Source organism: Mesorhizobium sp. M1217, assembly GCF_040318275.1.
GTDB lineage: Bacteria > Pseudomonadota > Alphaproteobacteria > Rhizobiales > Rhizobiaceae > Mesorhizobium.
This window is the reverse complement of record NZ_JAMYMA010000006.1, coordinates 378,545-404,414: the sequence shown is the minus strand read 5'-3', so window position 1 is coordinate 404,414 and position 25,870 is coordinate 378,545. Positions and strand designations below refer to the sequence as shown.

The following is a 25,870-nucleotide window of genomic DNA, read 5'->3' as shown; positions in this document are numbered from 1 at the left end:
TAGCGAGTAGCGAGTAGCGAGTAGCGAGTAGCGAGTAGCGAGTAGCGAGTAGCGAGTAGCGAGTAGCGAGTAGCGAGTAGCGAGTAGCGAGTAGCGAGTAGCGAGTAGCGCTCCCTACTCCCTACTCCCTACTCCCTATTCCCTCTACTCAGTGATCCTTCTTCCAGGCGTCGGAATTGACCCAGTAATCGAGGTTCTTCTGCAGGCGGCCGTCGAGGCTGACCTGGTCGAGGAACAGGTTCATCCAGGTCAGCAGGTCCTGCTCGTCATAGCGCGTGGCGAAGGCCAGTGGCTCCTTCGACAGCATGTCCGGCATGATGATGAAGCTGCCGGCCGGATAAGCGGTTGACTGGCCCTTGACCGCCGAGACGTCGTTGACGCCGCAATCGGCCTGGCCGTTGTTGACGGCGTCGAGCAGCAGCGGGCCGCCGCCCTTGTAGCTCTTGATGTCGGCATCGGGGAAGGCGGCCTTGGCTTCCTTCTCGCCGGTGGCGCCGAGCAGCACCGCGATCTTGGTGCCCTTGGCCTTGCAGTCCTCGGTGGACTTGAAGGCGGTCCCAGCCTTGGTGAAGACGGTGCTGCCCGTGTACATGTAAGGCTTGGTGAAGGCGACCTTCATGCCACGCGCCAGTGTCGGCGTCATGTCGGCAACCAGAAGATCGGCCTTGCCCGACAGCAGCGCCGGGATCAGGCCGTCCCAGTCGAAGTCGAGGAAGGTGATCTTGACGCCCATTTCCTTGGCCATCAGTTCGGCGAGTTCGACCGAACTGCCGGTGCGTTCGCCGGCGGCGCCGACCAGCGAGAAGGGCGGTCCCTGCGTCTGCACGGCGACGCGCAACTCACCGCGCTTGGTAATCTCGTCGAGTGTTCCGGCACTGGCGGCAGCGGTGAGGCCGGCGAGCGCAAGTCCGGCGATGAAAAGCTTGGCAATCTTCATTTGGGCATTCCTCCTTGTTGTCGTTTGTTGTTCCACTTGTTGTTTCACCCCATCGGGGCGCCTTTTGAGCGGCGGCGCCGTTGCCGGCGGCAACCACCGTTCGAAAATCTTCAATCCCAGCTCACCGTTTCGGCGACCTTGATGCCGCGCCTGGCCAGCTCGTCGAGGAAGCGGCCATCGGGCACATGCAGCAGCGGGTTGAGCAGGCCGGGCGTGGCGATCTCGCGCCGTGCCAGCATCTGCGCCACGATACTGGCGGGATAGCCGACGCCAAGGCTCATGCCGAACAGGCCGGAGGCGAGGTCGCGTTCGATGACCAGCTCCGAGGTCACCGTCTTGCGGCGGCCGCCTTCGCTGCCGACAAAGACGTTGCGCATCACGCAAAGGTCCTTTTCGTCGGCGCCGTATTGCAGTTGCGGACCGAGCAGCCGGCCGAGGAATTCGCGTGGGCTGACGCCGGTGCCGGGTACCTTGTCCTCGGACAGGAGGCCAAGCTGCTTCAGCGGCGCCCAGAACGCCGACCAGCCGGGCCAGCGCAGCGAATAGCGGCCGGAGCGCTGCAGCCCCTTGGCGGCGGCGAGCATGCCGGCATAATGCGGCGCGTCACCATTGGGGAAGGCCTCGAGCCTGCCCAGCCCGGCGATCTCGATATCGTGGATGAAACGATTGTCGTGCTGGCGGGCGGCCGGCACATCGACCCGGTTGCCGTCCTCGACCAGCACGCTGTCGCGGTTCTGGCTGACCAGAACCATGTCGAAATTCCAGCTCACCTTGTAGCGGAGCGGCTCGACCACCGCCTTCGGTTCGGGAATGCCGCCGCAATAGGAATCGATCGCGGTGATGGTGTCGAACTGGCTTGCGGCGCGCGCGTAGAGCACAAGGTCGATGCCGGGGTCGAGCCCGCATTCGGTGACGATCGAGACGCCGGCCTTTTCGGCCTCGGGAGCGAGATCGGCGATGGCCTTGCCGTAATTGGTGGTGACCAGCGGCGTGCGCGTCGCGATCGCCGCCTGCACCGCCTCGCGCATCAGCGGCTGCGGCAACAGGTCGATGACCGCGTCGACGTCCTTCATCACATCGGCCAGCACCGGACCGATCGCGCCCTCCGGCACGACAAAACGCACCCGGGCAAGGTCGGTCAGGCCGCCAAGCCGCGCCGCGCCGTCGGTTGCGGTGTCGAGGCAGACCACTTGCTCGACGCCGTCGCTGGCAACGAGATCGGCGATCGCCGCCCGGCCTTGCAGGCCGAGGCCGCCGAGAACCGCGATCTTCATGCCATTTCCTTTCGCGTCTCGTCCGACCAGCAGCCTTCAGGCAGGCTGACCCATTTGTTGCAGGACGCCATGACGACGAAGGTCTCGCTGCGCACGACTTCGCCCGGCTCACCGGCGCCGGGGATCAGCTCGCTGGTGACGCGGTAGAGATCGGCGACATCGCCGGCCACCGTTACGTCGACGATGATGTCGAAGCGTCCGGTGACGACGGCGGCCGAGTTCACGAAAGGCAGTTCGGAGATGCGCTGCGCCAGTTCACGCGCCCGGCCGCGCCCTTGCGCGTTGATGCCGACGATGGCCGAGATCAGCTCGGGGCGTTCGGTCAGGTTAAGCAGTCCGACGATCTTGAGCAGGTTGCGGTCGAGCAGGTTGCGCAGCCGCATGCGCACCGTCGGCACCGAGATCGCCATCTTCTCCGCGAGGCGGTTGACGCCAAGCTGCGCATCCTGCGACAGCAGCTTGACCAGTCGCCGGTCGGTCTGATCGAGATGTTCCCGCAAACGCTCAGGCTTTCATAAAAGGAAATAAACGGTCGGATTTTCTTTCTGATATGAAAATACCTTATGAGAGATTTTTAACAACGGCAAGAGCCACGTCATCCGCGGTGCCCCTGTGCCTGTCGGCAGTTTCGTCGCAGATGCCACATTTTGTTCTTGCTTTGTGCCGGCAGCTATGCTACTAATTTGGGTATGGTGCTAATCGCGCCGCCGACCCGCCCTCCCGAGGCGGGTTTTTTGTTTTCCGGATACCCTTTGAAGGTTCAGCGCCGCCGGCTTGAGTTGGCGGTACAGCGCCGTTCGGGACGCGCTGTGTTCGAGGGTGAAAGAAGCAAGTGGCGCAAGAGGTGCCTGGAATCCATAGCTTAGAAAGGAACGGTAGATCGACATGAAGAAGATTTCTCATCTGTTGGTGCTGACGGCAATCTGCACCATTACCGCCGCCATGGCGCCAGCTGGCGCCGCATATGCCCAGAATGCGCCCTACTGGCGAGCGGACTGGGAGGAGGGGCCTTGCACCGGAGCCTCGTGCTATACCGACTGGTCTTTCGTCCAGGCGGAGAATCCGGCGGAAGCCGATCCCAGCCTGAACGCAATTATCAGCGGCCTGGTCTCGACCGGCGCAGGGAATGTATCCTCGCACGGCGGCAACAGCTTCGGAAAGTTCGAAACGACGCTGGCTGCCATCAATGCCGGGAAGCCCCACTCCAAAGTCTACAAGGAGTGGCTCTTTGCAGGCGGCCTGGCCAAGAACGACGCTTTCGGACGTCCGCTCCAGGCGGTGTCGCCGTCAGGGATCGATGGAACTTATGTCGCGTGGTTTTTCATTTCCTCCGATTACCAATACGCGGGAAACGGCTGGACGAATATCTTCCAGTTCAAGGTGACCGAGCAATCGCCTTTCAAGCAGGACCCAACATGGTGGGTCAACCTGACCGACAATCCGACTGACGATGTGGTGATGCTGCATGTGGAGAATGCGGCGGCCGGAGTCCACAATCCGGCTAACGATGTTCCCGCCCCGAAGGGGCGCTGGTTTCAGCTGCGCGCGGATCTCTATGAAGGGGTAGGCATCGATTGGTATCTGGACGGGGTGTTTTGGCAATCGTCGTCGAACGCAACCTGGCCGGTCGGGCGGGATTCCGACGGATCAGGTACACCTCAGTCATTCGTGTTTGGCGTGGGCCACTATGGTGGAGTTGGCAAACTCTACACTGACGATGCCTACATGATTGCAAAGTAGCCACTGACACATTGTCGAAGTGCATAACAAGCTGCTTCGGGTCCAACCGGGCGGCTATTTTTGTACCTAGAGCGCGTCGCATTGAACGGATCCTGCGACGCGCTTTAAGTTTCTTGTTTTATGCATGTCGTTGTCGCAAAATCGTTGCGAGGCGCAACCGCAACTTATTGTGCCTTCACCTGATAGGCGGAGAGGCTCATCCGAGATATCGCCAAAAGCGGCTTCTCAATAAAACTATAGCTGGCCAGGGAGACGGCAATGCAGGCGGTGACAATAACCATGCCTGCGAGCCATGGTGATACATTGGCGCTTGCAACGACAGGAGCGGTCGCAAGCAGCACGATAGGATGTGTCAGATAGAGAGAGTAGGAAGCATCACCCAACCTTGCCAGCACGCGAGGAGCAAGAAGCCGGAAGTAGCTTTCCAGGCTTATGCAAGCCGCGACAAGGATCAACGCCGGGATTCCCTGAGCAAGGGTTCGCGGCAAGTTGAAGCCAAGGCCCATCACCAGCATGGACACGATGGCGAACACGAGTGCCGAGACACCCAGGACGGCAGGCGAACGCGCCAGCCTGCCGACCAGGTGGCCGAGAGCCATGCCGGCAAGGAACTCAAACAGGATTGGCGTGGTATAGAAAAACAGCACAGTATCGGCGGCGGGTTTGAAGATGATGCGCGCCGCTACGGCGATTGCAAAGACAACGCCGACCATGGCCATTTGCGTCAAGGTGCCAAGACCCATAGTTGCCGCGAACAGAATGTAAAACAGGATTTCCAGATTGAGCGTCCAACCCACGCCAAGCACTGGTTGGACATAACCTGTAACAGTGTCGAGATAGGGAATGAAAAGCAGGCTATTGGTGAGCTGCTCAAGAGACACTGCACGACCGGCAAACAACCAAAGTGCGGCGACCATGACGAAGGTCATAACCCAATAGAACGGAACGACGCGCGTGAAGCGCTGCATCAAAAAAGCACGATGGTCGCGACGTCTGTTCTCCGTCGAGAGAACCATGACAAAACCGCTGATGACGAAAAACAGATCGACACCACTGTTTAGGATGGGAATACCCAGATCGAGCATGCCCAGTGCGGCCGGAAGATGATAGATAACAACCATGAGGGCTGCTAGCCCCCGCAGGATCTGTACCGATGTATACTGTTGAACCCGGCGCGGCGCAGCGTGATCATTCTCTGGAATGATGTTCATCGAAAAATGGTCCCCTGTGCGGGGAGCATTAACACACGGGGTCGTTGATGTGCTGATTAATTGCTGGTTTAATTAATGCGTAAAGTTTTAGATAAGTTTTACTGACACCAGCACGCGGCTATACTTTAGACCCGCCCGACTTTGGCCTGCCTCTCTGTCAAAACCTGGCATCTCCCCAGTGAAGAGGAGATTGGCTGTTTCCCCGCGCTAACGGCTGGTCTCGAAGATAGCGACGGCTGCCGCTGTCAGCGCGGCGTTACCGGGTGCTACTGTTCCATCAGGAAGCTCCTTGCCGTCTTCCAGCCCGACGCGCGTCGACCAACGGCGTTCCGCCGCCCGGTGCACGAAAGGCCAGACCGTGGCGTCGGCACCGTGCAGCAGGATCGCCCGGCGCATCCCGGCGCCGTCGAGCACGGCGGCGATATCGTCACTGACCTCCAGCGCCGCGTCCAAGGGCTGCTCGGAGATTTCGAGCAGGATGCGCAGCACCCGTTTGCCATGGTCGAGGCTCACCAGGCGTTCGGCGTCGGCGACGGAGGCAAGCCCCGCCTCGATGCCGATGCCGCGCTGGCGCAGACTCTCCATGACGGCGGGCGCGGCGTCTTCGCTCAGATTGACCGAGGCATAGTCGGGCAGCTCGCTCCAAGCGGCGATCGCGGCCAGCGTCCGCTCGTCGTCATTCTCGATCCAGGCGCCGGTCGACACGCCGATCAGCGTTCCAGGGCAGGCGCGACGAAGCGCTAGCACAGTCTGGTCCATCGCCGCCGGAGCCAGGCTTTCGCGGCCGTCCAGCCCGCGCGCATGGACATGCAGCTCAGCCGCGCCGGTGGCGACGCAGGCGGCGCCGTCGCGCGCCATGGCCTCCGCGTCGAGCGGCAGGTTGGGGTGGAAATCGGCGCTGCGCGCGCCATTGATGCAGGTCTGGACAATCATGCTATGGGCAGTCCGGTTGCGGTTGCTGCCAGTCTAGCGCGGGCCAGTGAAAACCGGAATCGCGCTGGCGAAGGCTCCTGACATATGGACGTGGCACAGCCTGAATCAGTCTGGCAGAATGCACCTATATCGTGTTGTTCGGCTTAGTCTTCTTAGCAAACGAACATCCGTCGGGCAGAGTTACGGCGAAACACCCAACTCGCGTAATGCAGCGTTGGCGGCACGGTATTCGATAAAACTCTTTGGACAATGGCTGACGGTATGCCTGTAAAGCCATAGGGCGTGATCGCGTTGCCCTTTGAGCCGGCTGAGTTCTGCGTTGTAGAAACCGATCTCGCAAAACTTGCCGTGTTTCTTGGTTGGATCCGAGTCATCGGCGTCGTTCAATGTCGCGGTGGGCGTCTTTTCGCCAAGCAGCATTCGAACCACAGGCGCCGGCCACTTCGTCATGTCGAGCTTGGAAGCTGCCTTCCGCAAATGGCCCGCCGCACCGTTGCGTCGTTCAACAATATCCAGCCAGATGGCAAAATAGGCGTAGTCGGGCCTGAGCGCGGCCGCCTTTTCAAAGTCAGCCTGCGCCTTGGCCAGCGAGCCAGAATAGAAATAGAGAACACCCCTGTTTGAGTAGCTGTACGGATAATTCGGATCGAGCAGGATCGCTTGGTCGAAGTCAGCAATGGCTCGACCGTCGCCGGCCTTTCCCATCCAGGCAATGCCGCGGTTGTGGTAAATTCTTGCATTTTTCGGATCGAGACCAATCGCCCGGTCGTATTCGTCGATGGCCCGATCGTACTCACCTCGCTTGTTCCAGAGAAAGCCTCGGTTGCTGTAGGCGATGGCAAGTGTTGGGTCGATATCGATTGCGTGGCTGTAGTCCGCGAAGGCGCGAACATCGTTCTCCTTTGCCACCCAGGCCAAGCCCCGATTATTATACGCGAGGGCTTGTTTCGGGTCGAGCTTGATCACCTGGTCGTAGTCGGCGATGGCGCGATCATTGTCTCCCTTGCTAGCCCAGGCGATACCTCGATTGAAGTACGCTTTGGGGTCTTTCGGATCGAGGCTGATCGCCTTGTCGTAGTCGGCGATGGCGCGGTCATTGTCGCTCTTGCCTGACCAGGCCACCCCTCTGTTGTACCAGATGCTCTCATCGTTCGGATCGAGGCTGATCACTTGGTTGTAGTCGGCGATAGCACCGTCAAAATCGCCGCCCGTCAGCCGGGCGTTGCCGCGCCGGTAGTAGGCATGTGCGTTTTTCGGATCGAGGCTGATCACCTTGTCATAGTCGGCCAGCGCGCGCTCCTCTTCGCCCCTGCCGGTCAACGCATCGGCTCGGCCATTCAGGGAACCGACGTCGTTCGGGTTGAGCCTGATGGCCCGGTCGAAGTCGGCTATCGCGCGGTCGTCGTCGCCTTTGCGTGACCAGATCAGCCCACGATTGTGGTAATTTCTGCCGTCTTCGGGATCGAGGCTGATTGCCCTGTCATAGTCGGCCAAAGCCCGGTCGTCCTCGCCCTTGAAGGTCCAGGCGACGCCGCGGTTGTAGTAGGCATCGCCATATTTCGGGTCCAGGCTGATCGCCTTGTCCAGATCGGCGATGCCCTTGTCGTAGTCGCCCTTGAAGACCCAGCTGATGCCCCGGTTGTAGTAGCCGCTGGCGACGGTCGGTGCGATGCCGATGAACGCGCTGTAGTCGGCGATCGCGCGGTCATAGTCGCCTCGTTCCGTCAGGGCATTGCCGCGCTTGAAATAGGCAATACCGCGGTTTTCGAGGGGCTCTGTCGCATCCTCGATCATGCGCGTGCAGGCGGCGATCCGCGTGCTGGCCTCGACCTTGTCGTCGCTGACGCAGTCGCTGCTGGCGGACAAGGCCGGGAGCGCCGAGACCAGCATCGCGACGAGGCAAACGAGGAATTGCCGGACTGCCCCGTCCCTTTGTCGAACCCGTCCGCTCAATTCGCCCCCCCCATCGCGGCAAGCCCCGCTGCATTGTATTCAACGAAATCCCCGAGACAATCGCTAACGAGTTCACCCGGCAAGAAACGGGTGGTCCGCGCGCGCCGTTTCACCCATCTCAATGACAGAGAAGCCACAGGAGGCGAAGCCATGACCATCCATTCGATAGGCGCGAAAGCGGCGGTGAAATCGGCGGAGGTGCGCGTTGCCGGATATGACTGGCGGAAGCTGGCCGATGAGCTGAGCGGCTATGGCTGCGCGGTGATGGAAGAGCTGCTGACGCCGCAGGAGTGCCGGCAGATTGCCGGACTTTATCCGGACGAGAGCCATTTCCGCAGCCATGTCCACATGGCGCGGCATGGTTTCGGCAAGGGCGAGTACGGCTATTTCCGCTATCCCTTGCCCGATCTGATCGGCGGCTTGCGCACCGCGCTCTATCCGCGCCTGGCTGCGGTCGCCAACGACTGGAACGAGCGCATGGGTATCGCGCAGCGCTATCCCGACGAACACGCCGCGTTCCTCGAGCAATGCCACGAGCAGGGCCAGACGCGGCCGACGCCGCTCCTGCTGCAATATGTCCCCGGCGACTTCAACTGCCTGCACCAGGATCTCTACGGCGATCTTGCCTTCCCGCTGCAGGTGGCGATCCTGTTGTCCGAGCCCGGCAAGGATTTCACCGGCGGCGAATTCGTGCTGACCGAGCAGCGTCCGCGCATGCAGAGCCGCGCCGAGGTGGTGCCGCTGCGCCAGGGCGATGCAGTCGCCTTCGCGGTCCACAATCGTCCGGTCCAGGGCAGCAAGGGCAATTACCGCGTCAACCTCAGGCACGGCGTCAGCCGGCTACGCTCCGGCATGCGCCACACTGTCGGCATCATCTTCCACGACGCCAAGTAACCGAGCCTCTCGGCCCGGCGGCGATTACCTGGAAAAATCGCTGCGCACGATGCCGTGGCGCTGGAGCTTGTCGTAGAAGGTCTTGCGCGGAATCCCCAGCGCTTCGATCGTGCGCCTGACATCGCCCTCGTTGCGGCCAAGCGCCTCGCGGATGATGTCGGCCTCGTAGCGCTCCAGCCGCTCCGGCAGCTTCATGGCGGCGTTCGATTCAGTTGGGGCAGGGGGTTGTGCTTCGGCGCCTTCCTCCAATCCAAGCACGAACCGCTCGGCGAAATGCGCCAGTTCGCGCACATTGCCCGGCCAGTCATGGTCGCTCAGATGGCGATGTACCGTCGCCGGCACTGCCGGCACCGGACGATGGAAGCGGGCGGCGGCGCGCTCGGCGAAATAGAAGAACAGCAGGGCGACATCGTCGCGGCGCTCGCGCAGCGGCGGGATCGAGATCGTCACCACGTTGAGCCGGTAGTAAAGGTCCTCACGGAAAGCGCCGCGCTGGCGCGGATCGCCGAGGTCGACCTTGGCGGCGGCGACGACGCGCAGATCCACCGGCCGCACCTCGTTGGTGCCGAGCGGAGTGACCTCGCGCATTTCCAAGACGCGCAGCATCTGCACCTGTGTCGAGACCGGCATGCTTTCGATCTCGTCGAGGAACAGCGTGCCGCCGCTGGCATGCTCGATGCGGCCGATCCGTTTCTTCTGCGCGCCGGTGAAGGCCCCGGCCTCATGGCCGAACAACTCGCTCTCGATGACGGTCTCCGGCAGCGTGCCGCAATTCAGCGCGACGAAATTGCCCTTGGCGCGGCGGCTCCAGCGATGCAGAAGGCTTGCCACCACCTCCTTGCCGGAGCCGGTCTCGCCGGTCACCAGCACGTCGACATCGGTGTCGGCGATCTGGCGCAGCGTGCGGCGCAGCCTTTCCATCGCCGGTGTCTGGCCGATCAACGGCAGGCTGTCCTGCGCCTCTCCGGCCGCCTCGCGCAAGGCGCGGTTCTCCATCACCAGGCGGCGCTTTTCCGCCGCGCGACGCACGCTCTGCACCAGCCGGTCGGCGGCGAAAGGCTTTGTGATGAAGTCGTAGGCGCCGTCCTTGATCGCCTTGACGGCCATGGCGATGTCGCCATGCCCGGTGACGAGGATGACGGGAATGTCGGCATCCAGCCGCAGGATGCGGTTGAAAAGCTGCAAGCCGTCGATCTGAGGCATGCGGATATCCGACACCACGACGCCGGCAAAACCGGCGTCGAGCCGGGCCAGCGCCTCGGCCGCCACCGCAAAGGCCGAGACCGAGAAGCCGGTAAGCTCCAGCGTCTGCGCGGTGGCCTTGAGGAGATCGCGATCGTCGTCGATCAAGATGACCGGCGCGGCATTGTCGTTCGTCATGATGGCTTACGCTGCTTTCATGAGATGGATGGTGAAGCGGGTGCCGCTGTCGTTGCTTGAAACCTCGATGCGGCCGCCATAATCGGCGACGATGTCCTTCGAGATGACGAGGCCAAGGCCGAGGCCTTTTTCCTTGGAGGTGTTGAACGGCGTGAACAGCGACTTGAGAATCCCGGGCGGAATGCCAGGTCCGTTATCGGACACGCCGACCGTCACGCCGTCCGCGGTCTCCTCGACCGATACCTGCACATAAGCGTCGTCGCGGCCGTCGAGTGCTTCGAGCGCGTTCTGGAAGAGGTTGATCAGCACCTGTTCGAGCCGGACCCGATTGCCCATGACTTTGAGGCTCGGCGGCGGCAGGTCGATGGCCAATGCGTCGAGCCGACCGGCAAAGCGGCTTCTCAACAGCATGACCGCGCCCTCGACAACACCACGTAATTCAACAGGCTCGGCGGCGGTGCGGCCCTTGCGGGCAAATGCCTTCAACTCCTCGGTGATTGAGCCGATGCGTTCGGTAAGTGCTGCAATGGCGCCGAGGTTTTCCTCGGCCGGCCCGGTCTGCTTGCGGTCGAGGAAGGTGCGGGCATTGTCGGCATAGGCGCGGATGGTGGCGACCGGCTGGTTGATCTCATGGGCGACACCGGCGGCGACCTGGCCGAGGATGGCGAGGCGGTTGGCCTGGACCAGATCCTGCTGCACGATTTGGAGCTTGGCTTCGGTGCTGCGGTGGCCTGCTATCTCGGCCTGCAGCCGGTCGCGGGCTTGGCTCAGATCCTCGGTGCGTTCGACGACGCGGCGTTCGAGTTCGGTGCGCGCCGCCTGTTCGGCGGCAATCCGCATCTGCGCCGACTGCCGCCGCCACAACAGATACGCGGCCAGGCCGAGCAGCGGGACGACGGCACCCAGTGCCAGAAGCCGCATTTCGCGGACGGCAGCGGCGATCGGCGCTTCGGCCGGGATCAGATAGTCGAGCTGCCATGGGGTCGAAGGGACCGGCGTGGAAAGGCTGAGATACTCCGCCTCACTGCCGCCGGGCGTCACCGCGTGGACGATCGACACATCCGGGCTGAGCGCCTGCGGGTGCATGATCGGCAACGGAACCAGCGGCGCGTCGCCGAACTGTTGGCTGTCGCGGATCGCGGCTTGCTCAGGTGCGGCCAGCGGCGCGGTTGTCATGAAGCGCCAGGACGGCACGCTGGTGATCAGCACGACGCCATTCTCGTCGCTGACATAAGCCGGGCGGTTCGCCTCGCGCCAGTCGGCTTCGAGTTGGTCGAACTCGGCCTTGACGACGACGACGCCGAGCGGTGCGGCGGCATCGCCGACGCGCCGCGAAATGTAGAGGCCGGGACGCTTGCTGACATTGCCGAGCGCAAAATACTCGGCGGTTCCGGCCTGCATCGCGCCGGAGAAATAATCGCGAAAACGGTAGTCATTGCCGACGAAGCTGATCGGCTCGCGCCAGTTGCTGGAGGCGATCGCCAGTCCGTCGGTGCCGACGACATAGAGCACCGAGGCCTTGGTGCCGGAGACCAGCCCCTCGAGCTTGCGGTTCAGAACATCGATTGCCGCGGCGTTTTTCTGCGACAGCGCGTCACGCACTTGCTGGTCCGCGGACAAAAGCAGCGGCAGGGCGCGCGGGCTTTCGAGCACGGCGCGCAGCAGCGCGACCTTCAGATTGGCGTCGGTACGCCCCTGCGCCGCCAAGGTCCCGACCTCGGCGGTGCGGCCGTAAAGGCCGGCGCCGTAGAGCGTTGCGGTGAGGATCAGCAGGGCGACGGCCGCAAACACCAGCCAGGCTCGGCGTGCCCGCCTGGCGAGTTGCTCGGGCGTCGAAGACAAGGCACCGGCGGGGCGTTGCAGCATCGCCCATTTGTGCATGAACTCGCACAAAACACAATTCGACCTATGCGGAGATTCGCACTTGTCTGTGTGTCCAGCAGTGCGGACGTTTGTGAATGCTCAACAAAATCAATGATGAAAGGCTCTTCTGCGTATCTGGCACGGCTGTTGCAAACACGAATTCAGCAGTCGCGAGGCTGCTGGTCAAAACAACTGCCCCGGGGAGTCGAGCTTTCGATCGGGGCGCCATGGAGGACGTCATGCAGACAGCAATCGCTGCCGCCGAGCCGCGCGGCAAACTTCCCTTATACCGGCATCTTTATGTGCAGGTGCTGGCGGCGATCGCCGCCGGCGTGCTGCTCGGACATTTCTATCCGGAAACCGGCGAGGCGATGAAGCCGTTCGGCGATGCCTTCATCAAGCTGGTGAAGATGGTCATCGCGCCGGTGATCTTCCTGACGGTGGCGACCGGTATCGCCGGCGTTTCCGACCTGCAGAAGGTCGGCCGCGTCGCCGGCAAGGCGATGATCTATTTCCTGGTGTTCTCGACGCTGGCGCTTGTCGTCGGCCTGGTCGTCTCCAATGTCGTCCAGCCCGGCGCCGGCATGCATATCAATCCCGCCACGCTCGATACCACCAAGGTGACGGCCTATGCCGAGAAGGCGCACGACACAACCATCGTCGGCTTCCTGATGAACATCATCCCCGACACCATCACCGGCGCCTTCGCGCAGGGCGATATCCTGCAGGTGCTGTTCTTCTCGGTGCTGTTCGGTGTCGCCCTGGCGCTGGTCGGCGATCGCGGCCGTCCGGTCGTCGATTTCCTGCAGGCGCTGACCACGCCGATCTTCCGCCTCGTCGCCATCCTGATGAAGGCCGCACCGATCGGCGCCTTCGGCGCCATGGCCTTCACAATCGGCAAATACGGCATCGGCTCGATCGCCAACCTCGCCATGCTGATCGGCACATTCTACCTGACCGCGCTGCTGTTCGTGCTGGTGGTGCTCGGCGCGGTTGCCCGCTACAATGGCTTCTCGATCCTGGCGCTGATCCGCTACATCAAGGAAGAGCTGCTGCTGGTGCTCGGCACCTCGTCCTCGGAAGCGGCATTGCCGGGCCTCATGGCCAAGATGGAGCGCGCCGGCTGCAACCGCTCGGTGGTCGGCCTGGTCATCCCGACCGGCTATTCCTTCAATCTGGACGGCACCAACATCTACATGACGCTGGCGGCGCTGTTCATCGCGCAAGCCACCGACACGCCGCTCACCTACGGCGACCAGATCTTGCTGCTCGCCGTCGCCATGCTGAGCTCCAAGGGTGCCGCCGGCATCACCGGCGCCGGCTTCATCACGCTGGCGGCAACGCTTTCGGTCGTCCCCACCGTGCCGGTCGCCGGCATGGCGCTGATCCTCGGCGTCGACCGCTTCATGTCGGAATGCCGGGCGCTGACCAACTTCATCGGCAATGCGGTGGCGACAGTGGTGGTGGCACGCTGGGAGGGAGAACTCGACCAGACGAAGTTTGCCGCGGCCATGGCCGGCGACTTGCCCGAGGAAGTCGACCTGTCGCTGCCAGGGTTGCAGGCCGCCTGACCGTCTAGGCCACATGACTATAAGCCCCGGAGCCGGTTCGCCGGCTCTGGGGCAAAAGCACCGGCCCGTGCCGGCATGCCGCCTGTAGCGCAACCTGAAGTGGCCCTGTTTTCGATGCGGGGCTTGTTCCAGCCGCATTTGAAGGCCAGTATCCGCCATGCCTTCAAGGCACCCGTCCGCTTCGCTCCCGACCTGATCGCGAGGCGAGACATTTCCGTCGGGCTCGGTTGCGACATCACCTTGGCCGAACCGTCGGAGCTTTTGCTGCCGCCGACCCTGACCATGGCAGCAGCCTCGAAGGCAATGGCGGCCTCAGTACGAAGTCGCAAAGCAAACGTGACCCGTCTCCTGGTGGAAAGCGCGGGCTTTCTCTCAGGGAACTCGTTGCGCGCCAAGAGGGCGCTTGAAGAGGGGGCAGGCCCATGAGCGGGCCTTTGCCGAACCAAAGCAAGATGCGAGGTCAAACGCGATGCAGCCTGTCCCGAGAATTCCGGTATCCATCATCATCCCGAACTACAACTACGCGCGTTTCCTCAAACGCAGCATCGACAGCGCCCTCGAGCAGGACTACGCGGACGTCGAAGTTATCGTCGTCGACGATGCGTCGCAGGACAATTCCACGACAATCATGGAATCGTATCGCGACGAGATCCTCGCATGCCCGCGGGCGCAAAATGGCGGACACGCGGCGGCATTCAACACTGGCTTTGCAGCGAGCTCGGGCAAGATCGTCCTGTTCCTCGACGCCGACGATTATCTCTATCCGACCGCCGTCTCCACCATTGTCGAGACCTGGGACGAGGCAACCGCCCAGGTCCAGTCCAGGCTGCATATCGTCGACGAAGGGCAACGCATCAAGGATGTCTTTCCGCCGCTCGAACTGCCCTTCGACAGCGGCGATGTCATGCCGAAACTCCTGCACAAGGGCCGCTATCAGACGACCGTGACCAGCGGATTGGCCTTCGACCGTGCAACGCTGGAATCGATCATGCCGATACCGGAGCCGGAGTTCCGCCAAGGCGCCGATGGCTATCTTGCCACGCTGGCGCCGATGTACGGGCACGTCCAATCCATCGACGAATGCCTCGGCGCCTACCGGATCCATGGCGCCAACCATTCGGTGTTCGGTGAAAAACTCGCCGAGCGGGCACGCTGGCGGGTAACCCACGATTTCCGCCGCATGCAGGCGCTGTCGGACCAGGCCTCCGGGATCGGCCTGACCATCGTGCCATCGGATGCCGTCCGCCACGATCCGGTCCACCTGGAAGAGCGGCTGGCGTCGCTTTGCGCCGACAGAGACCGACATCCCGTGGCCGACGATTCCCGGCTGGCGCTCGGGGCGGCCGGCGCCGTCGCCAGCCTCGAAATGACCGCATCCCTGCGGCGGCGCGCCATCCTTGCCGCCTGGTTCCTGTCGGTCGGGGTGTTGCCGCGGAAAATGGCGACCGCGGTGCTGTCGTGGAAGCTCGATGCGTCGTCGAGGCCGGCATTTTTGAGCCGCCTGTCCAAGAGAATCCGCCATGCGATGGGTTAGCGGATGATGCCGTGACATAGGTCCGCCAGGTATTCGGCTGGCCCGGCCCAGCGTCCAGCGGGCGTAGTTATTGCCTCCGATGGGCTCGGACCATTCTGTAAATCATTTGCTTACACCTGCTTGACCAGAGTAAGCAATATGCTTACATGTTGCATGATCAAGTCGTTCAAGCACAAGGCGCTGGCGGACCTCTTTCAAACCGGAAAGACCGGAAAGATCGACGCCAAGATGCATAAGCGCATCCTTGTCCGGCTTGACCGCTTGGAAGTCTCGGAAAGGCCTGATGACATGGACCTGCCCGGCTTCGACTTCCACGCTTTGAAGGGCTTTAACCCGACCCGCTACACGGTGCATGTCAACGGGCCGTGGTGCATCACATTCGAATTCGACGCCAATGATGCTGCCCGCGTCGATTTCGAACAGTACCATTGAGACGGCTTAGATTGGAGAAATCGATTATGAGCGTGTATGAGCCGATGCGTCCGATGGAGCGCTGCCCATCCCACCCTGGGGCGCTGCTCGACGACATTATCCCGGCAACCGGAAAGACCAAGGTGGAAATCGCCAATCTGCTCGGAATCTCGCGCCAGCAGCTTTACGATATTATCCGCGAAAAGAAGCCGGTGTCGCCGGCTGTCGCGGCGCGCCTTGGAAAGATGTTCGGCGACGGCGCCGCCATCTGGCTCAGGATGCAGGCCGCCTATGATGCGTGGCACGCGGAACGCGAGGTTGACGTCAGCGCCATTCCAAGGCTGCATGCTGCCTGAAACGCAATAAGTCCGCCGAACGGGAAAGCATTGTCGGCCTAGACGTCAGGTTCCGGGCCTCACATTGCCGGTAAGGAAAGGCAGGGCCGGTGACGAAAGGCAGGGAAATACCACCGACGCTCTCACAAATCGATCACGGCTCCGCCTGCCGGGACCGGTCCTCCGGTTCGACGGCTCGCTCGACCAGAACATGCGCCTCCCGCGCGGCCTCGACGAACGCGTCCCTGGCGGCTTCAGTCCAGCGGTCGTCGCTTGTGGCGCGGCGGCATGCGCGCAATGCCAACCCGTGTTTGGCGCTGCCGGCGTCACGCCAGTGGGCTGTCAGCAACTCGACAGCCTGCCGTGCGTTGGAAATATTGCGGATATCTCCCACGATGCCGACCGCAACCGCAACCGGCTTGGAAAACCATCCTTGGTTCATGGCGAAGCCTTCGACGTGTTGAACTACCTATAACGAAAATCGTAGCGCAAGGTTTCATTCGCGCCAGTCACCACGGCGTGAGGCGGCGCTTACTGCGCCCCGCGTAGCCTGACCACAACGCTGCGCGCCACAAGCACCAGCACGGTGATGACGATCAGGATCACGGAGAGTGCGGCGATCGCCGGGTCGATGTTGTCGCGCAGGCCCATCCACATCAAGCGCGGCAGCGTGATGGCGTTGACCGAGGTGATGAACAGGGTGACGCCGATCTCTTCCCAGGACAGCACGAAGGAGAGCAGTGCCGCGGTGACGATGCCGAACTTGATGTTGGCCATGATGATGCGGGTGGCGCGCTCCCACACGGTGGCGCCGAGGCCGCGCGCGGCAAGATCGATGCGGCGGTCGAGCTGGCTGAGCGACACCAGGATCAGCACCGTGGCGAAGGGCACCGTCATCACCGCATGCGCCATGGCGACACCCAGCCAGGTGTCATAGCCGAAGAACGACGAGAAACCCGAGATCGAGGTCAGCAGGAAGTAGAGCGTGATCGCCGAGACCACCGGCGGCACCACCATCGGCAACAACACGAAGCCGACGAGAGCGGCGGTGAAGCGCGGCTGGAACATCCAGACGCCGAGACTGAAGCAGAGCGCCAGCACCGTGGAAAAGGCGCTGCTGACGACGCCGATCCTGATCGAGAGCAGGATCGAATTGATCCAGCGCGGATCCTCGATCAGCGCCCGGTAATGGCGCAGCGACAATTCGCCTGACGGCATCGCCAACATGCGGCTCGGCGTCAGCGACACCGGAATGACGGCGAGCAGCGGCAGCAGTAGGAACAGCGCGACCAGGGCGGCGAGGATCAGCGAGACGGGACCGGGGCGGTAGGTCGGCATCGCGCTACACCAGTTGCTTTGGTCTGATATAGCGGAACAGCAGCGCCATCAGCGCGCCGACGAACAGCACCAGCACCACGCTGATCGCAGCGCCCAGGCCCCAGTCCGGGCTCTGGAAGATGCGGAGATAGATCAACTCGGCGATCATCACGCTGCGGCCGCCGCCGAGGATCGCCGGCGTGACGAAGAAGCCGAGCGAAAAGACGAAGACTATCAGCGCCGAGCCGATAATGCCGGAGCGGGTCATCGGCACGAACACCGACCAGAAGGTGCGCATGCGGCTGGAGCCGAGGCCGCGCGCCGCCAGCAGCACGCGGTCGTCGAGACTGCGCATCGAAGAGGCCAGCGGAAACACGGCGAAGGGGATGAGGAAATGCGTCATGCCGACGATGACGCCGAACTCGTTGCGCACCAGCGCCAGCGGCTCCGAGATGAAGCCGACCGCCTGCAGCCAGGTGTTGATCAGGCCGCGATTGGACAAAAGCGCCACCCAGCCGAAGGCGCGGGTCAGCACCGAGATCCAGAACGGCACCAGGATGCAGAATTCGGCCACGACGCGCTGCACCGGCGTGCCGCGCACCCAGACAACGGTGATGGCGTAGGCGGCGGCAACCGAAACGATCGTCACGATCGCCGCGATGCGCAGCGTGCGGATAAAGACCGACTGCACCAACTGATCCGTGAGCAGCGCATTGTACTGCCCCAGCCCCGGCGTGGGCAGCGTAAAACTCCATTTGACCACGCCGAGGAATGGCCAGGCATAGGCCAGCACAAGAAAGAGGAGCAGCGGCGCCATCAACAGCGCCGCGCCCATCCTGTCGGAGAGGTATGCTCTCATCCGGTTATCCCGGCTTGTCAGGCGGAGATGATCTTCGTGTATTCGTCGAGTGCCGCCCCATAGTTCTTGGCGTACCAATCCATGTCGAGCGGGATCTGCTTTTTCATGTTCTCGGGATCGACGGGGTTGATGCGCTTCTTGTCGGCGGGGATCAGCGCATCGGTGGCCGGATTGGCCGGACCCTGGCCGAGCTTGTCGAACATGATGAGTTCCTTCTCAGGGTCCTGGGTGCTGGCGATGAACTTCATCGCCGCGTCCTTGCCGCCGGGATTGCCCTTGAGCACGGCGAGCGCGCCGGGCGAGATCAGACCCTGGTCCCAGATGAACTTGATCTTGCCGCCGGAATCCTGCTCGATCAGCGAAGCCCGGGTCGACCAGACGATCGCCATCGACGCCTCGCCATTGAGCAGCACGCTCTGGCTTTCGGCGCCGCCACCCCAATAGGCGACGACGTTCTCCTTGAAGGCGGCGATCTTGTCATGCGCGCGCTTGAGGTCGAGCGGGTAGAGCGAGGCCGGCGCGATGCCGTCAGCAAGCAGCGCCGCTTCCCAGCTCGACACGCCCCATTTGTAGAGCGAGCGCTTGCCGGGGAATTTTGCCACGTCGAAGAAATCGGCCATGCCGGTCGGTGCCTGGCTGCCGTATTTCTCGGCATCGTAGGCGATGACATAGGAGAAGAAATAGGTCGAGGCGGCGTGTTCCCAACCGAACCCCTCGCGCATCTTCTTCTTGTCGACGATCGTATAGTCGATCGGCTCGAGCATGCCCTGCGCGCCGAGCGTGATGGCCGAGAACGGATCGACGTCGACCAGGTCCCAGGTCGGGGCGCCGCTCTTGAACTGCGCCGCGATTGCGCCTTCGGTCGGGCCGGAGCCATCCATCTTGACGACGATGCCGGTCTCCTTGGTGAAGGCCTGGCCGTAAGCCGCGTCATAGGCGGTGATGGCGTCGCCGCCCCAGTTGACCAGCACCAGTTCCTTCGCCGCGGCAAAGGCGCCGGTCGAGCGCAGCAGCATCGGCGTGCCGGCCAGCACCAGCGCGGCCAGCTGCGTGAACTGCCGGCGCGAGATCTCTCCGCGCACGGCCCTGGCGGATAGCGCCTCGATGGAATGTTTCTTGGTTTGGTTTGTCATGTCAGTTCCCCTTTTTTGTCGTTGATATTCTCGAAAGTGAGATTGGCGAATTCGCCTCGCCGATCGTCATTGTCCTCCGTCCGGAAGGAGGAAGCCTTTCTCCGCCGGCCAGGTCAGCCACACGGAATTGCCCTTGCTGAGCGCGGAAGCGGCAACCTCGTTCGGCACCGAGACTGTCACCTTGGCGCCTTGCCGCGTGGTCAGATCGAGCCGCGTTGCAGCGCCGAGATAGGTCGAGGCGACGGCAGTCGCGGCAATACCGTTTTCGCCAACGGCGGCTTCGCGGGCGATCGACATGTATTCTGGCCGGATCGCCAGGATGGCGTCGCCACGGACCTTCTCGGCCTTGCAGCGCATGCTGATCGCGCGGTCTTCGCAGAGGCCCGTCGAGCCATTGTCGGCCGGGCGCACGCCCTTCAGCGGCAGCATGTTGATCTCGCCCAGGAACTCGGCGACGAAGCGGTTGTCCGGCCGGTCGTAGACCTCGTCCGGTGCGCCGACCTGCAGCAGTTTGCCATGATTGAAGATGGCGACGCGCGACGACAACGCCAGCGCCTCGCTCTGGTCATGGGTGACGAAGACGAAGGTGGTGCCGGTTTCCTGATGCAGCCGCTTCATCTCGGCCTGCATCTGGCCGCGCAGCCCTTTGTCGAGCGCCGAAAACGGCTCATCGAGCAAAAGCACGCCCGGCTCGAACACCAGCGCACGCGCCAGCGCCACGCGCTGCTGCTGGCCGCCGGACAATTGCGACGGCAGTTTCTTCTCGTGGCCCTTGAGCCCGACGCGCTCGATCATTTCGCCGACGCGGCGTTTGATCTCGGCCGCCGGTTTCTTGCGCACCTTGAGCGGGAAGGCGATGTTGGCCTCGACGCTCATATGCGGGAACAGTGCGTAGCCTTGGAAAACCATGCCGGCGGCGCGCTGCTCGGCCGGCCGCTCGGTGATGTCGACGCCGTCGCTGTAAAGGCGGCCGTCGGTCGGCTGAATGAAGCCGGCAAGGATCATCAGGAAGGTGGTCTTGCCGGAACCGGAGGGGCCGAGCAGGGTGAGGAACTCGCCACGGCCGATATCGAGCGTCAGATCGTCCAGCGCACGGAACGAGCCGAAGCTCTTGCCGATCCCGATTGCCTTGATCTCTGCGGCCCGGCCGGGTTGCTGCATCCTGCCCTTCCCTTAGCGTAGGCGAAATCGTAGGCAGGGCGGCAGCTCACCGCAACCGAATAGTTTTCGCCTGACCGGCAAATTTGATTCATCTATGCGCCAATCTCCTCCTCGAGGGGGGAGATTAGCGCTCCTTGTTCTCGGACAGCTTCGACCTCAGCCATTTCCCAAACGCCTCCAGCACCGGATGCGCTGCCTTGGCGTGCTCGGAGACCAGAAAATACGAGCGCGGCGAATTGATCGCTATGTCGAAGGGGCGGACCAGCCGGCCTTCGCTCAGCGCCCGGCGACTGGTCAGCTCGTCGCCCATGGCGATGCCCTGGCCGGCAATTGCCGCCGAAAAGACCAGGTTCATGTCGGAAAAGAAGATGCCGCCTTCCGGGTCGGGGTTCTCGACCTTGGACAGGGCCAGCCAGCGCGCCCAGTCCTCGGTGTCACCGAGATGCAGGAGATTGGCGCGCAGCACGTCTGCCGGCTTGGAGAAGCCGCCGATCTTGTTGAGCAGCGTGGGGCTGCACAGCGGCGTGAAGGAGATTTCGCACAATGGTTCGACCACGCGGTTCGGCCAGTTGCCGACGCCGAAGGCGATGAAGGCGTCGGCCTCGGCATTGCTGACGTCGTCGAGGCGCCGCGGCGTCAGGATGCGCAGTGCGACATCGGGGTACATCTGCCGGAACTCGCCGATATGGGTGCACAGGAACAGCGAGGCGAAACCCGGCGTACAACTGACACTGAACGAGCCGCCGATGCCGGTGCCGGCATGGCGTGTCACCGCGTCGCCTAGCACCGTCAGCGCCTTGCGCACGTCGCTGGCATAGCGTTGGCCGCGTGGCGTCAGCGCCACGCCCTTGCCGATGCGCGCGAGCAGGTCGAAGCCGAGATCGCGTTCGAGCAGGCGCAATTGATGACTGACCGCACTGCGGGTCAGATGCAGTTCGTCAGCGGCGCGCCAGACGCTGCCGTGGCGGGCAAAACTGTCGAGCGCGCGCAGCGCCTGCGTCGAGGGAATTCTCAAGAGGTGAACCGAATTTGCATGAGCCGGGAAAACATATCACTTTTTGGCGAGGCGCTTCACTGCTTTCTTTCCGCCATGGAGAAACCGGTGACCTCGGCGCAAGCGACCGCGCTTGCCTGTCTGGACGACATCCAGCCGTCGCTGTCGGCGTGGACGCGGACCATCTTCGACTTCGGCGAGACCGCCTGGCGCGAATACCAGTCGGCCGCCTGGTATGTCGAGCGCCTGAAGCACGAAGGCTTTACCGTTGAAGAGGGCTCTGGCGGCATGCCGACCGCCTTCTGCGCCCACTGGACCAACGGGACCGGCCCGACAATCGGCATGTATGCCGAGTACGACGCGGTGCCTGGCAATTGCCAGGATGCGGCGACGGTGAAGCGACCGCGTCCGGGCCTCGGCGAACAGGCCGGCGGCCACACCGATCCGCATTCCGGGCTCGGCATTGCCAGCCTCGGCGGGCTGCTGGCGACCAAGGCGGCGATGCAGCGCCACGGCATATCGGGCACGCTGCGCTTCACCGGAGAGCCGGCGGAGAAGGTGAGGGGATCGAAGCCGATCCATGCCGCGAAGGGCTATTACGATGGGCTGGCGGGCATGATTTCCTTCCATCCTTTTTACATGCTGCCGCTGTGCAACACGGCGCGCTGGGACACGCATTGCGGTGCGGCCTATGCGATGATCTACCGCTTCATCTGCGACGAGCCGGAACATTGGGCGAGGGCGGCAGGCAACGCGGCGCCGATCCCGCAGGCGCATTCGGCGGTCCGGGCGCCGGGCGCCAACGACGCGCTCATGATGATGTACATGGCCTCGAAGGCGCTACGCGATTCCATGCTGCCGCATCAGGGCGGCTGGTCGATCAGCGAGGCGATCCTGACGGCGGGGCAGGCGACCGCCGACAATCTGCCGGCCGGGCTGGCCGAGATCCAGTACATGATCCGCGTGCCGACGCTGGCGATGGCCGAGCAGGTCACCGCCGTGCTTGACCGCAATGCGGAAGCCGTCGCGGTGATGGGCGGCTGCCGCTATGAGCGGCACTGGGTGTCGAAGTCGCGGCCGGGGCTCGCCAATCACGTAATGGCTGGCATTGCCTTCGACGCGCTGGCGGCGGTCGGGCCGCCGCGCTGGGACGAGACGGCTAAGGCGATCGCCCGCGAAATCCAGGTCAATGCCGGCGGGGTGGCGAGCGAGGAGCCTTTCATCGAGGAATTGGAACTGCTGATCGAACCTCGCGAGGCAGAAGCGATCCTGCGCCGCGACCTGGCGCCGTCGCAGGTGAATTCGACGTCCGACGACTACACCGACATGTCATGGCATACGCCGACGGCGCGGTTCTATGTCGCTCGCCCGGCATTGCGCTCGGAGAACGGTCACGCCTTTCCGTCCTGGGCGATGAATGCGCTGGGCGGCATTTCTGCCACCATCGACCCGATGGTCATCTGCGCCGCAAAGACGGTCGCGCTGGCAGCACTTCGCCTGTTGGAAGACGAGGCCGCGCGCGACGCGGCGATGGACGAATTCGTCGCCCGCACCGGTGGCGGCATCGGCGGCTCGAACTGGATCGCGCCGCTCTGCGACTACGAGCCGCCAATTGGATTTCGCTGGCCGGAATACATCACCTCCCCGCGCGGACGGGACTGGTGGATACCGAGCAACCAAGCCGCATGACTCAACCAAGCCGCCCCTTCACGAGGAGAACCCATGACCGTCCATGACCGCATCGTCACCGAGCCGTTTTCGCTGCAGCGCCGCAACCCGGCCGGCGGCACCAAGAAGCTGACCGCCTGGGGCTTCGCCAACGAGACCGACGTGCTGACCGACGTGCTGCTCGGCTCGCCCAATTTCCTGCGCCATCTCTCGACCAGCTCGCTATCGCGAAAACATCTGCGCGAGGCGCCTTGCAATGTCCAGATCGCGCAGGCGCAGCACAAGGACCTTGTCGCCGCCTATGAGCATTTCGGCGTCAACATCCACTGGCATGAGCCGACGCCGGAACTGCCGATGCAGGTCTATTCACGCGATTCCAGCGTGATGACGCCATATGGCGTCATCATCACCGCCATGGCCAACTGGTGGCGGCGCGGCGAGAACTACGCGGCGATCCGCACCTATGAGAAGCTCGGCATCCCGATCTATGACATGGTCACCGCCGGCACATTCGAAGGCGGCGACTTCAACGTCATCGAGGACGGCGTGGTGCTGATCGGGTGCGGCGGCGCCCGCACGCAGGAGGAGGGCGCCCGCCAGGTGCAGGCCTGGTTCGACAAGGAGGGCTGGGAGACCCGCATCGCGTTCATCGACGAATATTACGTCCATATCGACCTGATGGTGGTGCCGATCGCCGAGAAGCTGACCGCCGTCTGCCTCGCCTGCACGGAGCCGGGCATCGTCGACTGGCTGAAGGGCAAGGGCCACGAGATTATCGACGTGCCGTTCCAGGACACGATGGCGCTCGGCTGCAACTTCATGTCGCTGGGCAAGGACAGGGTGATCGCGCCGACGTCCAGCCAGGCGCTGATCGGCCAGCTCAAGGCACGCGGCTTCGAGGTCGCGGCCATCGATATGAGCGAGATCTCGAAGACCGGCGGCGGCATCCACTGCATGGCACAGGCGCTGAAGCGCGAGCCGGCCTGAGGGGCCGGCCTTTAGCCCCAACGCTCCCACGAAAGCGCCATTGTCAGCAACGTCGAACCCGCCTGGCTCGCGGCACGCGCCTACAGCACGATGAGCTTTCCCTTGCGCAGACGCTTGGCGCAACGATAGGCGAGGTCGGCGGCGACCATGTCTTCCATCGCAATGCCCATCGCCTTGTAGGTGGTGATCTGTTGATTCGAAACGCGACCCGGCGCGCGGTCGAGCAGCATGGCGCCAAGCTCGGTGCCGAAATCCGGGTCGAAGCCGGCAAGCTCGCAAGAACCGACCGGGGTCGGTTTGAACGCATCCTTGGTTTCGACAAAAAGACTGGATTTGCCGATGAGCTCGATCGGCATTTCTCCGCCGGGCGGCGCCACCCCGACCGACGAGACATGCGTGCCCGGCTGGACCCAGCCTGCGTCGATCACCGGCTGGTAGGAGTGGGTCGCCAGGCACACCACGTCCGAACTGCGCACTGCCGCCTCGAGGTCGGCGACCGCCACCACCGACGGATGCAGCCGGGCAAGCGCTGCCGCATCGTCGAAGCTCTTCGAAGCGACCCGGATTTCGGCAAAGTCGCGCACCAGCGGCAACAGATGCAGGTGCTGGTTGGCCTGCACGCCGGCGCCGATCACTGTCGCTATCCTGGCATCCCGGCGGGCAAGCGCGCGCACCGACAGCACGGCGGAGCCGGAGGTTCGCACCGCGGTTATGAAGGTGCCGTCCATGATGCAGACCGGCAGGCCGGACAGCGGATCGAACACGCTGATGGTGGCGAGATGGCTGGGCAGGTTCTTGGCCAGGTTGCCTTCGAAGACATTGACGATCTTGACGGTCAGGTTCATGTCCTCCATCCAGGCCGGCATGGCGAGGCTGTAGCCGGCTCCGGGGATGTCGAGCTGTGGTCGGGGTGGATTGACGACCTTACCTTGTGACAGCGCCTTGAAGCCGTCTTCCAGAACGTCGAGAAGCTGGCTGAGGTCGATGCACGCCATCACGTCGGCTTCGCTCAGCACCAGGATCTCGGTCGCTCCCTTGCTGATTTCCGCCGCACTCTTGCCGGCTGGGCTGCACGCTTCCTTGGTCATCCTGCACTCCTGTGTTCGTCGAAATCGGCTCACCACATCTGCTTTGAGTGGGTGAGGGAAGCGCAGGCTATTGCGAGGTTTTATGTGATGAAATACGTTGATTTTGGCATCTGTGCGTGAATTAAGCACACAAATCCCTGAGATAGAGTGGATTGTGAATGGACGATCTCGACCAGATAGACCGCAGCCTGCTCCGGCTGCTGCAGGAGGATGGGCGCCGGACGACGCTTGATCTTGCCGGGCGTGTCGGGCTGTCGCCGACCGGAACCAGCCAGCGGGTGAAGCGCCTGTTCCGCGACGGGTTCATCACCGCGGTCAGGGCTATGCTCGATCCGCGCAAGGTCGGCAGGGGAACGCTGGTGTTCATCGAGGTCAGGCTTGACCACACGGCGCCGCATGTCTTTGACCGCTTCGCCGAAGCCGTGGCGAAAGCTCCGGAGGTTCTGGAGTGCCATATGGTGGTTGGCGGTTTCGATTATCTGGTCAAGGCGCGGATCGCTGAAATGGCGGTGTTCCAGGATTTCCTGCAGCGGGTCATCCTGCCTTTGCCCGGCGTGCGCGAAACGCACACTTTCGCCTCCATCGCCGATGTCAAGCCGAACGCCCTCTTGCCGGTGTAATCAGATG

The 25,870-nt window shown here is 63.1% G+C and carries 25 protein-coding genes; 10 read left to right on the top strand and 15 right to left on the bottom strand.

Translation table 11 applies throughout. From position 1 onward, the window contains the following. Window positions 1-148: 148 nt before the first annotated feature. From NKH37_RS13660 to NKH37_RS13650, 3 genes are all read right to left on the bottom strand, one after another. On the bottom strand, window positions 149-937 hold the full coding sequence (locus NKH37_RS13660) for an ABC transporter substrate-binding protein (RefSeq protein WP_023720608.1): 789 nt from the start codon (window positions 935-937) through the stop codon (window positions 149-151). A 110-nt stretch (window positions 938-1,047) separates the two neighbouring features. After that, entirely contained in the window at window positions 1,048-2,211 is a 1,164-nt protein-coding gene (locus tag NKH37_RS13655; RefSeq protein ID WP_352641020.1) for a saccharopine dehydrogenase family protein, read from the bottom strand. Next, complete coding sequence (locus NKH37_RS13650; RefSeq protein ID WP_023677254.1) at window positions 2,208-2,711, bottom strand: Lrp/AsnC family transcriptional regulator; 504 nt, start codon at window positions 2,709-2,711, stop codon at window positions 2,208-2,210. The genes NKH37_RS13655 and NKH37_RS13650 overlap by 4 nt, the downstream gene beginning before the upstream one ends. A gap of 385 nt (window positions 2,712-3,096) precedes the next feature. On the opposite strand from NKH37_RS13650, the gene NKH37_RS13645 reads away from it, so the two are divergent. Continuing rightward, window positions 3,097-3,951, top strand: coding sequence for a hypothetical protein (locus NKH37_RS13645; RefSeq protein ID WP_023720606.1), 855 nt, complete (start codon window positions 3,097-3,099; stop codon window positions 3,949-3,951). Between the two features lie 164 nt (window positions 3,952-4,115). Here NKH37_RS13645 and NKH37_RS13640 read toward each other — a convergent pair whose 3' ends face one another. The 3 genes from NKH37_RS13640 to NKH37_RS13630 form a co-directional block, all read right to left on the bottom strand. Then, window positions 4,116-5,162 carry an acyltransferase family protein gene (locus NKH37_RS13640; protein ID WP_352494439.1) on the bottom strand — a complete coding sequence of 349 codons (1,047 nt, stop codon included), beginning with the start codon at window positions 5,160-5,162 and terminating at the stop codon, window positions 4,116-4,118. Between the two features lie 207 nt (window positions 5,163-5,369). Further along, window positions 5,370-6,095 carry a 3-keto-5-aminohexanoate cleavage protein gene (locus tag NKH37_RS13635; RefSeq protein WP_023720602.1) on the bottom strand — a complete coding sequence of 242 codons (726 nt, stop codon included), beginning with the start codon at window positions 6,093-6,095 and terminating at the stop codon, window positions 5,370-5,372. Between the two features lie 180 nt (window positions 6,096-6,275). Then, window positions 6,276-7,985, bottom strand: coding sequence for a tetratricopeptide repeat protein (locus NKH37_RS13630; protein WP_352855726.1), 1,710 nt, complete (start codon window positions 7,983-7,985; stop codon window positions 6,276-6,278). 213 nt (window positions 7,986-8,198) lie between these two features. Here NKH37_RS13630 and NKH37_RS13625 point away from each other — a divergent pair, with 213 nt between their 5' ends. Further along, window positions 8,199-8,942, top strand: a complete 744-nt coding sequence (locus NKH37_RS13625; protein ID WP_352549784.1) for a 2OG-Fe(II) oxygenase — start codon at window positions 8,199-8,201, stop codon at window positions 8,940-8,942. A gap of 24 nt (window positions 8,943-8,966) precedes the next feature. Here the strand turns inward: NKH37_RS13625 and NKH37_RS13620 are convergent, their stop codons facing one another. Both NKH37_RS13620 and NKH37_RS13615 read right to left on the bottom strand, forming a co-directional pair. Beyond that, window positions 8,967-10,322: a sigma-54-dependent transcriptional regulator gene (locus NKH37_RS13620; RefSeq protein WP_353003598.1), complete on the bottom strand. Its 1,356-nt coding sequence runs from the start codon at window positions 10,320-10,322 to the stop codon at window positions 8,967-8,969. A 6-nt stretch (window positions 10,323-10,328) separates the two neighbouring features. Then, window positions 10,329-12,188, bottom strand: a complete 1,860-nt coding sequence (locus NKH37_RS13615; protein WP_353003597.1) for a sensor histidine kinase — start codon at window positions 12,186-12,188, stop codon at window positions 10,329-10,331. Window positions 12,189-12,424: 236 nt separating this feature from the next. On the opposite strand from NKH37_RS13615, the gene NKH37_RS13610 reads away from it, so the two are divergent. From NKH37_RS13610 to NKH37_RS13590, 5 genes are all read left to right on the top strand, one after another. After that, the gene (locus NKH37_RS13610) at window positions 12,425-13,756 is read left to right on the top strand and encodes a dicarboxylate/amino acid:cation symporter (protein ID WP_292659748.1); all 1,332 of its coding nucleotides are present in this window, start codon (window positions 12,425-12,427) and stop codon (window positions 13,754-13,756) included. A gap of 99 nt (window positions 13,757-13,855) precedes the next feature. Then, on the top strand, window positions 13,856-14,182 hold the full coding sequence (locus NKH37_RS13605) for a hypothetical protein (protein WP_353041084.1): 327 nt from the start codon (window positions 13,856-13,858) through the stop codon (window positions 14,180-14,182). Window positions 14,183-14,225: 43 nt separating this feature from the next. Next, window positions 14,226-15,290: a glycosyltransferase family 2 protein gene (locus NKH37_RS13600; protein ID WP_353003595.1), complete on the top strand. Its 1,065-nt coding sequence runs from the start codon at window positions 14,226-14,228 to the stop codon at window positions 15,288-15,290. Between the two features lie 153 nt (window positions 15,291-15,443). Continuing rightward, window positions 15,444-15,722: a type II toxin-antitoxin system RelE/ParE family toxin gene (locus tag NKH37_RS13595; RefSeq protein WP_352489936.1), complete on the top strand. Its 279-nt coding sequence runs from the start codon at window positions 15,444-15,446 to the stop codon at window positions 15,720-15,722. A gap of 26 nt (window positions 15,723-15,748) precedes the next feature. Then, a complete protein-coding gene (locus NKH37_RS13590; RefSeq protein WP_352455430.1) occupies window positions 15,749-16,057 on the top strand; it encodes a HigA family addiction module antitoxin in 309 nt (102 codons plus the stop codon). Between the two features lie 133 nt (window positions 16,058-16,190). On the opposite strand, the gene NKH37_RS13585 is transcribed toward NKH37_RS13590, so the two are convergent. From NKH37_RS13585 to NKH37_RS13560, 6 genes are all read right to left on the bottom strand, one after another. After that, the gene (locus NKH37_RS13585; RefSeq protein ID WP_352523888.1) at window positions 16,191-16,478 is read right to left on the bottom strand and encodes a DUF982 domain-containing protein; all 288 of its coding nucleotides are present in this window, start codon (window positions 16,476-16,478) and stop codon (window positions 16,191-16,193) included. A gap of 89 nt (window positions 16,479-16,567) precedes the next feature. Further along, complete coding sequence (locus NKH37_RS13580; RefSeq protein ID WP_353041082.1) at window positions 16,568-17,374, bottom strand: ABC transporter permease; 807 nt, start codon at window positions 17,372-17,374, stop codon at window positions 16,568-16,570. Between the two features lie 4 nt (window positions 17,375-17,378). Continuing rightward, entirely contained in the window at window positions 17,379-18,212 is an 834-nt protein-coding gene (locus NKH37_RS13575; protein WP_031194462.1) for an ABC transporter permease, read from the bottom strand. Window positions 18,213-18,229: 17 nt separating this feature from the next. Next, a complete protein-coding gene (locus NKH37_RS13570) occupies window positions 18,230-19,345 on the bottom strand; it encodes an ABC transporter substrate-binding protein (RefSeq protein ID WP_031194461.1) in 1,116 nt (371 codons plus the stop codon). Window positions 19,346-19,411: 66 nt separating this feature from the next. Beyond that, window positions 19,412-20,506: an ABC transporter ATP-binding protein gene (locus NKH37_RS13565; RefSeq protein WP_352816463.1), complete on the bottom strand. Its 1,095-nt coding sequence runs from the start codon at window positions 20,504-20,506 to the stop codon at window positions 19,412-19,414. A 124-nt stretch (window positions 20,507-20,630) separates the two neighbouring features. Beyond that, the gene (locus NKH37_RS13560) at window positions 20,631-21,521 is read right to left on the bottom strand and encodes a LysR substrate-binding domain-containing protein (RefSeq protein WP_353003592.1); all 891 of its coding nucleotides are present in this window, start codon (window positions 21,519-21,521) and stop codon (window positions 20,631-20,633) included. Window positions 21,522-21,596: 75 nt separating this feature from the next. On the opposite strand from NKH37_RS13560, the gene NKH37_RS13555 reads away from it, so the two are divergent. After that, window positions 21,597-23,189: a zinc-binding metallopeptidase family protein gene (locus NKH37_RS13555; protein ID WP_352481718.1), complete on the top strand. Its 1,593-nt coding sequence runs from the start codon at window positions 21,597-21,599 to the stop codon at window positions 23,187-23,189. Between the two features lie 33 nt (window positions 23,190-23,222). Further along, complete coding sequence (locus NKH37_RS13550) at window positions 23,223-24,155, top strand: dimethylarginine dimethylaminohydrolase family protein (protein WP_023720586.1); 933 nt, start codon at window positions 23,223-23,225, stop codon at window positions 24,153-24,155. Between the two features lie 80 nt (window positions 24,156-24,235). On the opposite strand, the gene NKH37_RS13545 is transcribed toward NKH37_RS13550, so the two are convergent. Next, the gene (locus tag NKH37_RS13545) at window positions 24,236-25,243 is read right to left on the bottom strand and encodes an ornithine cyclodeaminase family protein (RefSeq protein ID WP_353003588.1); all 1,008 of its coding nucleotides are present in this window, start codon (window positions 25,241-25,243) and stop codon (window positions 24,236-24,238) included. Between the two features lie 158 nt (window positions 25,244-25,401). Here NKH37_RS13545 and NKH37_RS13540 point away from each other — a divergent pair, with 158 nt between their 5' ends. Beyond that, on the top strand, window positions 25,402-25,863 hold the full coding sequence (locus NKH37_RS13540) for an Lrp/AsnC family transcriptional regulator (protein WP_023720584.1): 462 nt from the start codon (window positions 25,402-25,404) through the stop codon (window positions 25,861-25,863). Window positions 25,864-25,870 lie beyond the last annotated feature (7 nt).

Excerpts from the sequence above, each read along its gene's own strand:
- NKH37_RS13660 (WP_023720608.1), bottom strand. The coding sequence starts at position 937 with ATGAAGATTGCCAAGCTTTTCATCGCCGGACTTGCGCTCGCCGGCCTC.
- NKH37_RS13655 (WP_352641020.1), bottom strand. The coding sequence starts at position 2,211 with ATGAAGATCGCGGTTCTCGGCGGCCTCGGCCTGCAAGGCCGGGCGGCG.
- NKH37_RS13645 (WP_023720606.1), top strand. The coding sequence starts at position 3,097 with ATGAAGAAGATTTCTCATCTGTTGGTGCTGACGGCAATCTGCACCATT.
- NKH37_RS13640 (WP_352494439.1), bottom strand. The coding sequence starts at position 5,162 with ATGAACATCATTCCAGAGAATGATCACGCTGCGCCGCGCCGGGTTCAA.
- NKH37_RS13635 (WP_023720602.1), bottom strand. The coding sequence starts at position 6,095 with ATGATTGTCCAGACCTGCATCAATGGCGCGCGCAGCGCCGATTTCCAC.
- NKH37_RS13630 (WP_352855726.1), bottom strand. The coding sequence starts at position 7,985 with ATGCTGGTCTCGGCGCTCCCGGCCTTGTCCGCCAGCAGCGACTGCGTC.
- NKH37_RS13625 (WP_352549784.1), top strand. The coding sequence starts at position 8,199 with ATGACCATCCATTCGATAGGCGCGAAAGCGGCGGTGAAATCGGCGGAG.
- NKH37_RS13620 (WP_353003598.1), bottom strand. The coding sequence starts at position 10,322 with ATGACGAACGACAATGCCGCGCCGGTCATCTTGATCGACGACGATCGC.
- NKH37_RS13615 (WP_353003597.1), bottom strand. The coding sequence starts at position 12,188 with ATGCTGCAACGCCCCGCCGGTGCCTTGTCTTCGACGCCCGAGCAACTC.
- NKH37_RS13610 (WP_292659748.1), top strand. The coding sequence starts at position 12,425 with ATGCAGACAGCAATCGCTGCCGCCGAGCCGCGCGGCAAACTTCCCTTA.
- NKH37_RS13600 (WP_353003595.1), top strand. The coding sequence starts at position 14,226 with ATGCAGCCTGTCCCGAGAATTCCGGTATCCATCATCATCCCGAACTAC.
- NKH37_RS13595 (WP_352489936.1), top strand. The coding sequence starts at position 15,444 with ATGATCAAGTCGTTCAAGCACAAGGCGCTGGCGGACCTCTTTCAAACC.
- NKH37_RS13590 (WP_352455430.1), top strand. The coding sequence starts at position 15,749 with ATGAGCGTGTATGAGCCGATGCGTCCGATGGAGCGCTGCCCATCCCAC.
- NKH37_RS13585 (WP_352523888.1), bottom strand. The coding sequence starts at position 16,478 with ATGAACCAAGGATGGTTTTCCAAGCCGGTTGCGGTTGCGGTCGGCATC.
- NKH37_RS13580 (WP_353041082.1), bottom strand. The coding sequence starts at position 17,374 with ATGCCGACCTACCGCCCCGGTCCCGTCTCGCTGATCCTCGCCGCCCTG.
- NKH37_RS13575 (WP_031194462.1), bottom strand. The coding sequence starts at position 18,212 with ATGAGAGCATACCTCTCCGACAGGATGGGCGCGGCGCTGTTGATGGCG.
- NKH37_RS13570 (WP_031194461.1), bottom strand. The coding sequence starts at position 19,345 with ATGACAAACCAAACCAAGAAACATTCCATCGAGGCGCTATCCGCCAGG.
- NKH37_RS13565 (WP_352816463.1), bottom strand. The coding sequence starts at position 20,506 with ATGCAGCAACCCGGCCGGGCCGCAGAGATCAAGGCAATCGGGATCGGC.
- NKH37_RS13555 (WP_352481718.1), top strand. The coding sequence starts at position 21,597 with ATGGAGAAACCGGTGACCTCGGCGCAAGCGACCGCGCTTGCCTGTCTG.
- NKH37_RS13550 (WP_023720586.1), top strand. The coding sequence starts at position 23,223 with ATGACCGTCCATGACCGCATCGTCACCGAGCCGTTTTCGCTGCAGCGC.
- NKH37_RS13545 (WP_353003588.1), bottom strand. The coding sequence starts at position 25,243 with ATGACCAAGGAAGCGTGCAGCCCAGCCGGCAAGAGTGCGGCGGAAATC.
- NKH37_RS13540 (WP_023720584.1), top strand. The coding sequence starts at position 25,402 with ATGGACGATCTCGACCAGATAGACCGCAGCCTGCTCCGGCTGCTGCAG.